We start from the raw sequence: 12,724 nt of genomic DNA on the forward strand, positions 1-12,724 counted from the left end.
AATCTAATTGACAGACTTGTGAATTACAAGGCATCAGTCTGCTTATTTATAAAGAATCTCTGTGTTCCGTTTGATAATAACCTTGCGGAACGTGATTTGCGCATGATTAAGGTTAAAACCAAGGTCTCAGGATGTTTTCGCAGTGAGGAAGGCGCACAGGAATATCTTACAATCATGAGCTATATTGGGACTGCTCATAAGCATGGAATAAATGCTTTTACAGCAATCAGAGAAGCCCTTTTAGGGAATTCCGATATCATCTTTAACTAATGGAGTTCTGAACAGTTACGATCAGATAATGAAGGAAGCAGAACCACAGGAGATAAATTTTAGTCCGCACACTGCTTCCTATCAGGAATTGTTAGAGTTGATGAAAAAGTATCAAAAGGAATTGAAAGATATCATTCCAAATGAAAATCAGGAGAAAGTAGATATGCTTGTGTCTACAATATTAAAACTGTCCGACGAAGAAAATTATGAATCTTATAGGCAGGGATTCTCCTATGGTGTCCGATTGACAGCAGAAGCATTTCTCATAGGTCAAGATACTGATGAGAGAAGAAAGGGGACAGTATGAGAAAAAGTTTATCAGAAATATTTTTAGATACGTTGAACGAGGATTATAGTGATGCATCTGTGGAAGCAGCATTTATAAAATGTGATCAAATTCTAAAAGAGAAATTAGAAACAGTTCATTCAGAAGAAGAGTATGTAGCATACTTTTTTGATTGTGAGGAAGAAGACATAACAATTAATGGAAAGGGGTTGGAGCTCTTTGATTTCTGGGATGTGTTTAAGGAGTTTTCAGAAATCCTTCAAAGAGTAGATTTTGGCCCGGAATTGATAATACTGAAAACGATTGCGGAAGTGGATTTTTTGAATAAGAGTATATTAAATAATAGCGTTAAAAAAAGTATATCCGATACATATGTAAATACCATAAGTCAGGTAGTGAAATTCATTAATGAACTTACTGGTAAAAAACAAATTACAATTACTATATTAGCCGGTGATGCCACACAGTATGAAAAAGTGATTCCGCTGGAAGACTTAGAGGATGAAAAAGATTTGTTTACACAGGTGTTTTTGGAAAATGTTGTGATGGATCTGGTAAATAAACTTGGGCTAATTGAGATAGAGCTCGAGAAAGGCGAAAAAGTTTATATAGCTTTCAAAGAAGATAACTGGCGGATATTAAAAAAACTGGATTAATAATACTTGCATAAGAGAATATAAGAATTACATAATAGGCTCAATGATGTATAATGAAAACAGATATTTGCATTATTATTAATTTTTTTCTAGAGTGAAAGGGGACATATGCAATACAAATGTAAAATTACTGTATTAGAGACAAAAGTATTTCCTGATTTGCAAGAAAAATACCTTGCTGAACATAAGTCGGGTCCTTGCCCTTGCTTTAAAGAGGGAGATACTTTTACGCTTGAAAGAAATAGCGAACGAGATGATTTTTATCATTTGATGAACGGTAAATTCTGTGGAGAAGCATGGGATGCAATAAGTAGGTACGTATACACCGCACTTCAAGGTGGTTCTATCATGCATCAGTGGACAAATGATGAGCGAATGATGATCGCTTGCTGTAACGACGGAACTAGACCCGTAATATTCAAAATTGAAAGAATTGACATACCGGAAACCGAAGAAGAAAAAGATTGGCTTGCAAAGCAAAACTTTGTAAATACCGCAAGTGATGCATATACAGGTTGATTATACAAATCGTTTCGTGAACAATCGGGGTCAAGGTCAACGAAAAAACAGCCTACCGTTTTAGATAGCTGCTCTTTCGTTGGCTTTGCAGCCTGATTTTCACTGATTGCACCAAGTTGCGTCTGGGTAGCCATGCTGTATGGAAATTCAATCAAATTTCTTTTCAGGAAAAAGTCAGGTTTTATCGGCTTTTCACCAGAGAATAAGAAAATATTGCGACATTTAAGCATAGCAAACAGACTTCCATTCGGAAGCCACAAAAAATATTCAGTTGCATTCTTTAACAAAGCATATAGTGTCCGCGCATACGATAAGAAGACATATGAGCTCCGCATTCTGGACATTTGCAGATGTCGATATGATACAGTGCCATCATTACCTGTTCTGTGTTCATCCCTCGAAGCTTTGAAAGGTATTGTCTGCATCCAAGAAGGTTTCGGCAAAGCGTCATCTTGTCCTTTTTAATCCTACAAGAGAGAATCCCATAATGGCGAAGCCGTACAAAACCTTTTGGAAGCACATGCATTAGAAAACGGCGGATGAATTCTGTCCCAGGAATTGTAATGGATTTCCAGTGCCCCTTGTTTTTATAATCTTTCACAAGATAAGTGACATTCTTTTCATCCATTTCGACGATACGGCGGTTACTGATTGCAATACGGTGTGTATATCTTCCTAAATAATGTATGACAGAACTGGCTCCTTGAAAAGCCGGTTTAATATAGGAAATCCATTTCTTTTCATAGCAGAGATCTAAAAGCTCTTTGAAAGCATAGTGGTTCATAAATGTATTGGCCGAACCGTGATATTCAAGAAGTTCTTTTTCTCTGAGCATTTTCAGTTCCTGCAAGTAATACTTTTTGAAAACAGCGGATAATACTTTTACTGGGAAGAAAAACTTCTTGCCTTTATCTTTCCAATGATTCCGTTCATCCAACCCGCCACCGAGAATAATGGTGTGGATATGTGGATGATAGTTCATTTTAGATCCCCATGTATGGAGGACACAGATAAAGCCAATCCTTGCACCAAGGTGTTTGGAATCAGAAGACAGTTCTTTCAATGTCGAAGATACCGCATGGTACATGGTGTCATAAAGAAGCTTCTGATTGGAGTACGTCAGTGCATACAATTCTTCAGGAATCGTAAATACAGCGTGGAAGTATGGAACATCCAGTACATTCTCCTGTTGTAGGTCTATCCACTTGTCTACGTCCATTGCCTGACACATTGTACAGAATCGATTACGGCAGGAATTATAGTGAATCTTGCGTAAATGACACTCTGGACATTCGCTGACATTAGCACCCATCTCAGGAGTTTTACACTTCATGATACAGAGAGCAGTCCGATCCTGCCCCGGGGAAACGGAATGAAGTTTACGAAAGTCCTCATAAAATCGGAGAAAGATATCTTGAACGGTTATATCATTCATTGTTAGCACCGTCCTTCGTTTTACGAGGTCTTCCTCGTTTCTTCTTCGGGTGATCCAAAGGACTCTGAATACCCATCAGCGTCTTGTTTGCAATGTGAAGATAGGTATAGGTTGACCCCGGACAGCGATGTCCCAGAAGAGTCTGGAAATATTCGATCGAGACCCCCTGTTCTAAAAGATGGGTAGCAAAACTATGACGGAGCAGATGCGGATAAACTCGTTTCTTAATACCAGCATCGCGTGCAATTGTCCGGATCATGATTTCGATTCCCGACCCTTTGAGGGGCATATGGGGAGCAAGGAGACTGACAAAAAGTCTGTCTCTGGGATCGTTATAAGAGTACCAGTATTCCTTTAGATACTCTAAAGCAGTCTGGGAAAGAATGGTCCATCTGTCCCGATGCGTTTTCGTATCTGTTACATGAACCTGCATGGTACTCATGTAAATATCATCTGGTCTTAATCGGGCAGCCTCATTGAGGCGTAGGCCAGATGAATAGATAAGAGCAATCAGGGCTTTGTTCCGTACCTCAGTTGCAGTGTTTATCATCCGCTCAACTTCTTCCACGGAAAGGACATCGGGCATAGTATAATCTCTCTTCATTCTAGGTACAATCTCCTGATCCCAGAAGAGATGTAAGACATGTTTATAAAAGAATGCAAGAGAAGAATTGATGTTGTTGCAATACTCTGCCGAGATACCCTCACGGCGTTTTTTCAGGATGTACTGTCTTGCATCATCAAGCAGGAGTTGGTCAGGATGCTTTCCAACATCGATCAGAAATCGCTTTATATTGTCGGAATAAGTGCGTGAAGTATTGGCGGAACGATTGCGTATTTCGCATTCTTCCGTAAGTTTTTCAAAATATTTTTCGTACATAAAGACCTCCATGAAAACAGTATTATAAAAAAGTTTCACTGCCGTTCATGGAGGTGCATTTATATCAAAATCCTTATTGCAGGAAATGACATTGAGTGTTATTCTTTTCATAGGCAGTGGTCAGGTAATCCTGTGTAAAAAGTTTGTTATTGGTCGTACTTTAACAATACTCTTTTAAGGTATATCTGTCACTGCTTTTTAGGTAGATAGAAAAAAGAAAAGCACCACAGCCTTGGCAGGCCGTCGCGCAGCGACTTGGTGCAATCGGGATTTGAGGAGGTAATCATATGGGCGAATGGAAACCGACAATAGGAAAATGGAATGATTCTAAGAATTATGATATTGATGAGCCAACATGGCGACAAGTGTTAAATCTGGCAAGAAAATATCGTGATGTTTCAGATGTTATTGAAGTTCTGACATGGATTTATAATCGTGGTATCGAAAACTGTGCATGGAACGAATATATTGCAGCTTACGGGTTAATTGGTGAAACACCATGTACGGAAGATGAGTTGTGCGATATTATATTTTCAAGGGGGACAGCGAAAGTTATTGAATTTACAAAAAACAGTTCTGATTTGGAGGAATACGCAGAGAACGTGTTTCGTAGTACGGAATTGCCGGAAGCAATCATATCTGAATTCAGGGCAAGAAGGTAAATTCTCAACACTGTCAAAGAAAGAGACAGCTTCCAGATGTATGAGTAAAGGAACACGAATAACAAAATCGGAAGTTCTTGCCGTATTAAAGACTTTTTTGAGTGCGAAACAGAAAGGAGATTGCTCTATGGAACAAATATATATCTTGAGAGTCGGATTTTCCATATTGGAACCAATTAGAAAAAACAGCAGTACTATTCAAAAGGTGCAGGATGGCAGTATGTTTATGAATGTTGAAGATATTGCCCCGCTAATTGAGGGGAAGATATGGTTGGAAAATTATAAAACGGAATCGGGGAAAAAAGTGGGTGTGGTATTCGGATGTGACTATGGTCATGGATATGGATTCGATAAGGGTCATGGCAGCATTGAGATGAAACCCGGTGATAAAACACATTTTTCTCATCATGGAACTTGCGTGGATGATGAGGGTGATCCGGAAGACTTTTTCGTTGATTATTATCTTGAACTTTATGATTGGGATGACACACTGTTTGCGCGCTAACTTCCAGTTTGTAGAGTAGACGAGAAATCAGAATTTCATAATCAAGGTGAAAGAAAAATCAGACTCACTCAATGAGAGGTGTGAGTCTGATTTTCTTCCATTTGCATTAATGCGTCTTGCTTGACTTGAGCTTTCTTATAGTGTCTTCAAGAGAACTTAAATTGCTATCAATTTCATCTCTGGTAAGATAGACATCTCCAAATCCCCAATTCACATGACATATTCCTAACTCTTGTAACCGCTTGTAATAGTATTGTTCTGTTTCGTAATCTTCAAATTTTAACATATAAAATCCTTCTTTCTGTTTTCTTTTAGTTGATGATAGACTTCTGTATCTATACAATCAAAGCAATCTCCGTTTAGTTCTACGATATCTTGAAAGGATAATTCGATATCCCCCACACGCATACGTTTTTCTTCTTTGTGAATGAAATCCACATTCCCGGAGATATGTTGGTAGGTTCCTATATCAGCTTCCATCTCTGTAGCTTTTTGAAAATATGTAATAGAAATATGATCATGATAGGATAGGATGCGAAGTTTCTGATCCAGGTCTTCTTTTTGTTCTTCTGCAAGTTCAGCACGTACAAAGAAAATTCGTTCTTTTTTCTTCACTGATTCTTCATATCCTTTGAGAGCAGCGAAAGGCGCAAATTGTTTTGCCCGATGTCCGATACTCATCCGGGTACGATTAGAAACAGGTCTGTGGTAATTGATGATATCTGCATAAGCAAACATTAGCTGCCTCCTTTCTATCATTAAGCTTTGTGACCACCAATCTGTCCGTTACGTTCCCTAAAGGTGGAACAGTCTAACAGATTAGAGCCTTTCATAATAGCATTCGTCCCATATCGCTTTCGAATTGCAAGCATTGCCTGTTGGATATTACGTTCTTTTTCATCTGTTTCGAGGTCGGAGAATAAATCCAGTTGATAATATCCTTCGGTCTTCACTTTATTGCAACATATATTAATTCTACGAATGCCGATATGTTTATGAGTAATTGAATTATATAGGTCGATGACTGCAGGTACAATTCTACGTGCACTGTTTGTTGAACTTCCGAGATTGATGCTTCCGTTACTGCCGGGGACTTCAAATTTATGGTCATAACTAATATAAAGGGTAAAAGACTCAGACACCAATTTCTTTGCAACCAAATCTAGTACAAGTAAATCAGTCATTTCCCGAACTATTACCCTGGCTTCTTCAAAAGTGTAGTTCCGCATCAGAACCTGACCAGAGGATAAGCTGTTTGTCTCTGGTTTATATGATTTAATGTCTTGAATAGTACAGGGCTCAATTCCCCAGGCATGATCAATTAGCAGTTCTGCATCAATTCCAAATTGCTTGTACAACCAAGCCTCATCATGAAGACTGGTACGTGCAATGTCTCCCATCGTATACATTCCATATCTCGCTAGTCGACTAGCAGTTCCGCTTCCAATTCTCCAAAAATCTGTCAGGGGACGATGATCCCACAGTTGTAGCTTAAAGGATTCTTCATCAAGATATCCAATATGATCTGGTACATGCTTCGCAACGATATCCATAGCAATTTTACAAAGATATAAATTTGTGCCGATTCCAGCAGTAGCGCAGATGCCAGTCTCCTCCATTACATCATTCATTAGGGTGATAGCCATCTCTTTTGCATCCTGATGATAGAGTGCTAAGTATTCTGTTACGTCAATAAAGCATTCATCAATGGAATATACATGAATATCGTCAGGGCTTACATGCTTTAAATAGATACTGTAAATATTAGAAGAGTAGTCAATATATAATTGCATCCTCGGCATAGCAGTAATGTATTCAATGTTTGCAGGTATCTCGTGTATCCGGCAACGATTCTTTACACCCAACTTTTTCATTGCAGGTGTAATTGCAAGACAAATAGTAGATTTGGATCTAGTCGGATCTGCAACCACAAGGTTGGTGGTAAAGGGGTCTAATCCTCTTTCAACGCATTCTACAGATGCATAGAAGGACTTCAAGTCAATAGCGATATACATACGCTTCTTCATTGAAAATCACCTTCCTTCTAACTCCATGTTTCTTTGAATTGCATATTCTCTGGTTGTCTCATCCTCAAATATATTCTTTTTCATAGCCTGTAGTATTGAGATTACGGCATTGATACTTTCAGCAGACGAAAAAGCTAAACAAATCTCCTGATCAGGATGAGAGAGATATGTTTCTGTTGAGTCCTTGTCTATTTGGTAGTCGTCAGGTAGGGTCGTAATCTTTTGCTTTTTCTGATTATAGAAAATAATACTTCCAATTGGGGCATTCATGGTTCCTTGCGCTGTGAAAGTAATTCCAACATCGCCTATGCCCATTTCAACGATATTACTATTTGGATATACCATTTCATGATTTCCTTTCTTGCTAAAAATGGGTGCAGTTAATAAAGCTATTGAGTATAGGGTCAATAACGGAATCAACTGTATTTTAGTCTTTTTAAATTGGGTAATGGACAAGTTAGTTTAGTACACGTCCAACGATATAGAAGGGATGTCCCGGTTTTACTGTAACATCGAGATTGGCACATTCTCTGTTCAAGGAGTAGAGTGTAACCTTTGGCATTACTCGACCTTCTTCATCAATGTAATCGGGAATCTCATCTGCTTTCGGTTGTTCCACTACATATTTTTTGATATAAGCATTATCATCATAATAGAAAACACCTACATCTCCATTATATAATTCTTCACTAGGCTCAATCCATGCAATCTGAGAATCTACATATCGCGGAGACATACTTTGTCCGGATATTCGAATGCCGAATTCAGCTCCATCGGGAATTGCGCTGACTGGATACTTTATCATATCAAAAGCACCTTCTACTAACGGATTACCAGGACCAGCTGCGGCGGGTTCTAAGAAAATCTTCATATCAACTTCCGGTTCGGGATCAGAGAATGAATCTCGACGACTTCTAGGAGCGAAGTTTCCAGAAGAAACTAATGCTTCTTTAAACATCTGCAGAAGGTTCAATCCTTTTTGACTCAAATCCGGTGTGAAATCAGATGCTTCCGGAGAAAATCCGGTAAAGTAATTGATTGCATCGGATATATGAAGACAGTAGCAGAGAGCGAACAACTGGTATGGGTTTGGCATAGAGTCGCCTTTTTCCCATTTACTGATGGCACCAGGCGTTACAGAAATCTTATAATCTTCCAGCTGTTCAGATAATTGTTTCTGACTTAGCTTCATAGACTTTCTAGCTTCTGTAATCTTCGTACCTAGTACATTATCTTGTTTTTGTTGTGCACCGTTATAAGAAACGGTATTGGACGTATGTTTATCAATGCCCCTTCCCGGAAATGGGATGGTGTGATTATTGTTTTGAGCCATAATTCGTCCTCCTCTCTTTGTTCCTTTATTATAGGACGACAAATTCTCGATGTCAATAATAAAATCGAAAAATAAGAGAAAATAGATATTGACATCGAAGAATCATAGAATTATAATGATGCCATAGACGAAGAGAGCAGTCAGGTAACTGATAGGTAATCACCTTGGGAGTGGGACTAAGGGAGCTCGATTCGCGGATGGTTTTCGAAGCGAAACCTTCTCATATACCATGATCAGACAGCATGCTTCGATGCGACGGAACTTGTTTGATCTCTAACTCATCGACGGTTTTCATTTCCCTTTATCCGCCGGGGTGATTAAAATACACGACCAGGAGGGCTGATGATGAGCAAAGAAGATATGAATATGATAATGAATACGAGTGAAACAACAATCAACATTGAGCTTAGTGATAAACACAAGCGGAATCTGCGGTTGCTTCGATCTATTGAAGAGATTACCAAGAGAGGCAATGATGCAGAAGTAAGAAGAAAAAAGGATGGACAGTATGCTGTCTATGAGGTTAAGAAGAATAAAGTAGCCGTTGAATAAGTGGATTCGACGAAGGACTAAGTGGAGTCAGAGTTATTAGCAGTAATGCGCTAATGATTCTGGCTCTATTTTTTTGCGTTTTTTCGTCCTTAAGTGCTTTTAGGCATTCTATTAGTAAGAAGTAAAAAATCAAAGGAGTGATTTTTATGATTTAGTACAGAGGAGTCTCAGATTCCCGTTAAAAAAAAACGGGTTGGTCTGAGGCTTCTTGTAGTGCATTAAAAGAGAAAAGCTGACCGCCCGTGCTGCAAAGCAGAAAGGTGGTCACTATGATGACATTAAAAGAATTAAGAACAATGGTAGGTAGCGTTGATAAGGAGATGAGAGTTCCTTCTGTAAGGAAGTTGACCGAATCAAGAGTTCCGGTTGTTGTGAAAGAAAAGTTAGATCAGAAGGCAGAACTGACAGTATTTGCCAATGGATATGTTCTGTATCGCATTGATAATCGTGTGACAGTATTTCCAATACCAGAGTGCCAATCATATTGCTATGAAGATGTCTCAGGAGCAGGAGAAACCATTTCATCAGATTTTTTCGAAAATGAAAACTGGTACGTGAGATTAATCCTCGAAGGAGAGGATCGTCTAAAAGAAAATCAAAGAATTCGTCAAAACACTAGGGAAGTATCCTATAGCATTGTTTCAGAAGACTGGGCAGTACTTGGCACAGAAGCCAATCGTGCATTAGATCATCTTATTGAAATGGAGACAATTCAAGACATTCTTAAGAATATGGATGAGAGACAAAGATACGCCTTTATGCGTTATCACATTGACTGTGCTACCCAGAAGGAGATAGCGAACGAATTGGATATCCCGAGAACTACTTTGACAGACATTCTCAGAAAAACTATGAAAATGGTTCGTGAAGAGATGGGAGTAGAGCGAGTTGATATAGAGGTGAGTTTCAAAAGAAATAGAAAATAAATTATTTTGTGAAATTTCCGTCCTTATAGGTTGTGAGGTTTTCGATAGGTGAAGGAGATGCAAAGCAGTGTCTCCCATGTACCTTGAAAATTTCATAGCCTGCCCAGAATGATACCTGTCCTGAATGTGCATCTTCGCACATCTTTGCAGAGGGAACGTATCGGACATATGGAACCGATATAGGAACGGGTCTGGGAAGAACACAGGAAGCTCAAAATAAATAGTTGTCATTTTGAAAGGATGACAGCAGATGCTATGTGGCGGTGATTTGCTTAGATGCAGACACCGCCATATCTATGTGCTGTTATCAGGTGAAACTGTCCCAATCTGATGAAAGTGCAAGAAAATTATTCATTCATAAGAAAGGAAGGTAGAAAATGAAAGGAAAAGCGAAAAGAGTGATATCGGGGTTGCTAACGGCAATGACCTTAGTCACAAGTGTATTACAGCCGATGGTTGCTTATGCAGCCACGGAGGAAGAAGTACCTCATCCACCAAAGCTAGAAGAGGTGATTGAGCAATTAAGCGAAGATGAGATTGTAACAGCAAAAGATCTAGAGATTAATCTAGGAACCGATTTTGATGTGAAATGTGATTTCTCGAATTTGGAATTTCATGATGAGAAAGTCAAGGTGACATATCATGAGTCAAAGAATGAAGCCGGAGAAGATTTTGATTCTAAGAAAGCTGATACTTACCAGACTACGTATTATGTAGAGCCAATTAGTGGAAATCCACAGTACCAGGTAAGTAGAAAACTTATTGTAAAAGAAGCAACAGAACCGGAAACAGAATCCAATGTCAGCAATGACGCAGATGGCGGTGAAAACCAAAAGGAGGATACGTCGGAGGAAGATGCAGAATCTGATAATACGGAAGCTGTAGAACCGACACAGGAAGATACAGAAAACGTTATAGAAGATGATAGCCTGCTTGTTCCTGGAAATCCAGAAGTGTCAGATGATGCGGAGAAAGTGTTAGAAAATGTCACAGATGATACGCAGGTAGAAGGAGAAAAAAGTCTTTCGGAAATGACAGATGATGAGATCTGCAATGCAGCTATTGAGCTGATTCAGGCACAGATTCTTTCAGGAGAGTCAGAACTTAAGTTTACCGGAGAAGACTTGGAACTATATAACTTCTACCAGAACATTATTAATTATGGTAATCGTTATGGGTCAAAACTTAGAGCGTCTGCCGGATCTTTAGTGGTAAAAAACGCAAAAAACGAAAGCGGTATGTGGGATATTCCATTATTAAACTATATCCACAGTTCCCAGACAGGTTCCAATGTAGGAAACTATGTAAAGTATATTGCCAATGATTCTGCAAATGGTTGGAGATTGGCTTATTGTACGCAGGTTAGCAAGCATTTTATTGATTCTACCAGCTATATTAGTCAGACATGGAAAGCGAATGGCATGTATTCCGAAATATCCTATGCGATTGCACACGGTTGTAGTGTCTACGGAGATACCAATGACAAGTCCTATTCAACAGGTAATTGGATCAAGGATTACTATGTGACACAGGCTGTAATCTACTGTATTTTGGAAGATTACGGATATGATGGACATTCTGTCAATTCCTTGAGTGCTGTAAGCGGATATCAGGATGTATTTGACTGCACGATGGCAATGTATCGAGATGTAAAAGCAAATGCCGGAAAAGAAGGGTATGGAGATGCTCCATCTTACACAGTCGTTGCGCCATCATCGACAAAGATGACATTAAGCGAAGACAAAACTTATTATCGAAGTGGATGGTACACCATTAATAGTAAAGGTACTGTGAAATCCAGAACAATCAGCTTAAGTGGAGCACCAGAGGGATGTGAGATTGTCTATGATAATGCAAGTAGTTTGACTAGCCGATTCTATATTCAGATTCCAGTGGAGAAGGCATTTTTAATGCCAACAGATACGGTCTCTTTCAAAGTAAATGCAGAGGCAAAGTTTGAGCGACCATACACTTATATTTATAATTCTGAAATAGCAGATGCCCAGAATATCACATTCCAGGAGTATCATACGCCATCAGAAACAAAGGGAAGCGAAGCAAGTGTTTCGATTACTTTAGATAAATGTAAGGTGGCAGTGAATAAAGTAGATTCAGAAACTGGAAATGGTGTAGCTGGTGCAATTTATGGTGTATATAAAGATGCCGCATGCACGAACCTTATTGCACAGATGCCTGCAACAGATCGCGATGGACATTCGACTATTGAATTTGTAAAACGACAGAATACTGTATATGTAAAAGAAATCACTGCTTCGGTGGGATACTTGATTAATACAGATTCAGTAAATGTTGGAGTTGTTGCAAAACAGACTAGTACAGTCAATGTAAAAGAAGTACCGGCAAAGGGAAAAATCGTTGTTTCAAAGTAACTGTTCAGAACCCCCTTGGGGAACTAATTAATTTTTGTACAAAACAGAGAATTTTTAAAACCTGTTTTGCGATATTATTTCGGTAATTGGTGGATAACCAATTGTTTGTGATTGAATAATTTAATTCATTGTGGATTACTCTTTCAATCTTTCAAATAACTCTGATTCAAAGCCAAATTCTATGGCTTTTGAATATATTTAACAACAACTGAACATTGAAAAACATTACTTATCCACAGTCATTTTCACCATAGGTGAATCTATGTGAATTCGCTTTTTTCCT

16 protein-coding genes are annotated in these 12,724 nt (G+C 38.7%); 9 read left to right on the forward strand and 7 right to left on the reverse strand.

The window, feature by feature from the left end:
* The 4 genes from BUB85_RS18915 to BUB85_RS18930 form a co-directional block, all read left to right on the forward strand.
* The coding region (locus BUB85_RS18915; RefSeq protein ID WP_143160786.1) for an IS66 family transposase at nucleotides 1–270 on the forward strand (270 nt) is incomplete at its 5' end.
* A 28-nt stretch (nucleotides 271–298) separates the two neighbouring features.
* On the forward strand, nucleotides 299–577 hold the full coding sequence (locus BUB85_RS18920) for a DUF6809 family protein (RefSeq protein WP_073113078.1): 279 nt from the start codon (nucleotides 299–301) through the stop codon (nucleotides 575–577).
* Nucleotides 574–1,212: a hypothetical protein gene (locus BUB85_RS18925; protein WP_073113079.1), complete on the forward strand. Its 639-nt coding sequence runs from the start codon at nucleotides 574–576 to the stop codon at nucleotides 1,210–1,212. Before BUB85_RS18920 ends, BUB85_RS18925 begins: the two co-directional genes overlap by 4 nt.
* 108 nt (nucleotides 1,213–1,320) lie before the next feature.
* Entirely contained in the window at nucleotides 1,321–1,731 is a 411-nt protein-coding gene (locus BUB85_RS18930; RefSeq protein ID WP_073113080.1) for a TIGR04076 family protein, read from the forward strand.
* Nucleotides 1,732–2,011: 280 nt separating this feature from the next.
* Here the strand turns inward: BUB85_RS18930 and BUB85_RS18935 are convergent, their stop codons facing one another.
* On the reverse strand, nucleotides 2,012–3,166 hold the full coding sequence (locus tag BUB85_RS18935) for an IS91 family transposase (RefSeq protein WP_073113081.1): 1,155 nt from the start codon (nucleotides 3,164–3,166) through the stop codon (nucleotides 2,012–2,014).
* Nucleotides 3,159–4,046 carry a tyrosine-type recombinase/integrase gene (locus BUB85_RS18940; RefSeq protein WP_073113082.1) on the reverse strand — a complete coding sequence of 296 codons (888 nt, stop codon included), beginning with the start codon at nucleotides 4,044–4,046 and terminating at the stop codon, nucleotides 3,159–3,161. The genes BUB85_RS18935 and BUB85_RS18940 overlap by 8 nt, the downstream gene beginning before the upstream one ends.
* Before the next feature lie 287 nt (nucleotides 4,047–4,333).
* Between BUB85_RS18940 and BUB85_RS18945 the strand changes: the two genes are divergently transcribed.
* On the forward strand, nucleotides 4,334–4,708 hold the full coding sequence (locus BUB85_RS18945) for a hypothetical protein (RefSeq protein ID WP_073113083.1): 375 nt from the start codon (nucleotides 4,334–4,336) through the stop codon (nucleotides 4,706–4,708).
* Nucleotides 4,709–4,835: 127 nt separating this feature from the next.
* Nucleotides 4,836–5,213 carry a hypothetical protein gene (locus tag BUB85_RS18950; RefSeq protein ID WP_073113084.1) on the forward strand — a complete coding sequence of 126 codons (378 nt, stop codon included), beginning with the start codon at nucleotides 4,836–4,838 and terminating at the stop codon, nucleotides 5,211–5,213.
* Between the two features lie 106 nt (nucleotides 5,214–5,319).
* Here the strand turns inward: BUB85_RS18950 and BUB85_RS18955 are convergent, their stop codons facing one another.
* The 5 genes from BUB85_RS18955 to BUB85_RS18975 all read right to left on the reverse strand — a co-directional run bounded on the left by BUB85_RS18955 (nucleotide 5,320) and on the right by BUB85_RS18975 (nucleotide 8,573).
* Complete coding sequence (locus BUB85_RS18955; RefSeq protein ID WP_073113085.1) at nucleotides 5,320–5,499, reverse strand: hypothetical protein; 180 nt, start codon at nucleotides 5,497–5,499, stop codon at nucleotides 5,320–5,322.
* On the reverse strand, nucleotides 5,493–5,951 hold the full coding sequence (locus BUB85_RS18960; protein WP_084534137.1) for a hypothetical protein: 459 nt from the start codon (nucleotides 5,949–5,951) through the stop codon (nucleotides 5,493–5,495). Before BUB85_RS18960 ends, BUB85_RS18955 begins: the two co-directional genes overlap by 7 nt.
* A gap of 20 nt (nucleotides 5,952–5,971) precedes the next feature.
* On the reverse strand, nucleotides 5,972–7,240 hold the full coding sequence (locus BUB85_RS18965; protein ID WP_073113086.1) for a Y-family DNA polymerase: 1,269 nt from the start codon (nucleotides 7,238–7,240) through the stop codon (nucleotides 5,972–5,974).
* A 6-nt stretch (nucleotides 7,241–7,246) separates the two neighbouring features.
* Nucleotides 7,247–7,585 (reverse strand): hypothetical protein, encoded by a 339-nt coding sequence (locus BUB85_RS18970; protein WP_073113087.1) that lies wholly within the window; start codon nucleotides 7,583–7,585, stop codon nucleotides 7,247–7,249.
* 112 nt (nucleotides 7,586–7,697) lie between these two features.
* Nucleotides 7,698–8,573: an XRE family transcriptional regulator gene (locus tag BUB85_RS18975; protein ID WP_073113088.1), complete on the reverse strand. Its 876-nt coding sequence runs from the start codon at nucleotides 8,571–8,573 to the stop codon at nucleotides 7,698–7,700.
* Between the two features lie 366 nt (nucleotides 8,574–8,939).
* Between BUB85_RS18975 and BUB85_RS18980 the strand changes: the two genes are divergently transcribed.
* The 3 genes from BUB85_RS18980 (at nucleotide 8,940) to BUB85_RS18990 (ending at nucleotide 12,441) form a co-directional block, all read left to right on the forward strand.
* Nucleotides 8,940–9,125, forward strand: coding sequence for a hypothetical protein (locus tag BUB85_RS18980; RefSeq protein WP_143160792.1), 186 nt, complete (start codon nucleotides 8,940–8,942; stop codon nucleotides 9,123–9,125).
* A 269-nt stretch (nucleotides 9,126–9,394) separates the two neighbouring features.
* Nucleotides 9,395–10,051 (forward strand): sigma factor-like helix-turn-helix DNA-binding protein, encoded by a 657-nt coding sequence (locus BUB85_RS18985; RefSeq protein ID WP_143160793.1) that lies wholly within the window; start codon nucleotides 9,395–9,397, stop codon nucleotides 10,049–10,051.
* Nucleotides 10,052–10,428: 377 nt separating this feature from the next.
* Nucleotides 10,429–12,441 carry an MSCRAMM family protein gene (locus BUB85_RS18990; RefSeq protein ID WP_073113091.1) on the forward strand — a complete coding sequence of 671 codons (2,013 nt, stop codon included), beginning with the start codon at nucleotides 10,429–10,431 and terminating at the stop codon, nucleotides 12,439–12,441.
* Nucleotides 12,442–12,724 lie beyond the last annotated feature (283 nt).

It is taken from the genome of Hespellia stercorisuis DSM 15480 (assembly GCF_900142165.1).
In the GTDB taxonomy this organism is placed as follows: Bacteria; Bacillota; Clostridia; order Lachnospirales; family Lachnospiraceae; genus Hespellia; species Hespellia stercorisuis.

Excerpts from the sequence above, each read along its gene's own strand:
- BUB85_RS18920 (WP_073113078.1), top strand. The coding sequence starts at position 299 with ATGAAGGAAGCAGAACCACAGGAGATAAATTTTAGTCCGCACACTGCT.
- BUB85_RS18925 (WP_073113079.1), top strand. The coding sequence starts at position 574 with ATGAGAAAAAGTTTATCAGAAATATTTTTAGATACGTTGAACGAGGAT.
- BUB85_RS18930 (WP_073113080.1), top strand. The coding sequence starts at position 1,321 with ATGCAATACAAATGTAAAATTACTGTATTAGAGACAAAAGTATTTCCT.
- BUB85_RS18935 (WP_073113081.1), bottom strand. The coding sequence starts at position 3,166 with ATGAATGATATAACCGTTCAAGATATCTTTCTCCGATTTTATGAGGAC.
- BUB85_RS18940 (WP_073113082.1), bottom strand. The coding sequence starts at position 4,046 with ATGTACGAAAAATATTTTGAAAAACTTACGGAAGAATGCGAAATACGC.
- BUB85_RS18945 (WP_073113083.1), top strand. The coding sequence starts at position 4,334 with ATGGGCGAATGGAAACCGACAATAGGAAAATGGAATGATTCTAAGAAT.
- BUB85_RS18950 (WP_073113084.1), top strand. The coding sequence starts at position 4,836 with ATGGAACAAATATATATCTTGAGAGTCGGATTTTCCATATTGGAACCA.
- BUB85_RS18955 (WP_073113085.1), bottom strand. The coding sequence starts at position 5,499 with ATGTTAAAATTTGAAGATTACGAAACAGAACAATACTATTACAAGCGG.
- BUB85_RS18960 (WP_084534137.1), bottom strand. The coding sequence starts at position 5,951 with ATGTTTGCTTATGCAGATATCATCAATTACCACAGACCTGTTTCTAAT.
- BUB85_RS18965 (WP_073113086.1), bottom strand. The coding sequence starts at position 7,240 with ATGAAGAAGCGTATGTATATCGCTATTGACTTGAAGTCCTTCTATGCA.
- BUB85_RS18970 (WP_073113087.1), bottom strand. The coding sequence starts at position 7,585 with ATGGTATATCCAAATAGTAATATCGTTGAAATGGGCATAGGCGATGTT.
- BUB85_RS18975 (WP_073113088.1), bottom strand. The coding sequence starts at position 8,573 with ATGGCTCAAAACAATAATCACACCATCCCATTTCCGGGAAGGGGCATT.
- BUB85_RS18980 (WP_143160792.1), top strand. The coding sequence starts at position 8,940 with ATGATAATGAATACGAGTGAAACAACAATCAACATTGAGCTTAGTGAT.
- BUB85_RS18985 (WP_143160793.1), top strand. The coding sequence starts at position 9,395 with ATGATGACATTAAAAGAATTAAGAACAATGGTAGGTAGCGTTGATAAG.
- BUB85_RS18990 (WP_073113091.1), top strand. The coding sequence starts at position 10,429 with ATGAAAGGAAAAGCGAAAAGAGTGATATCGGGGTTGCTAACGGCAATG.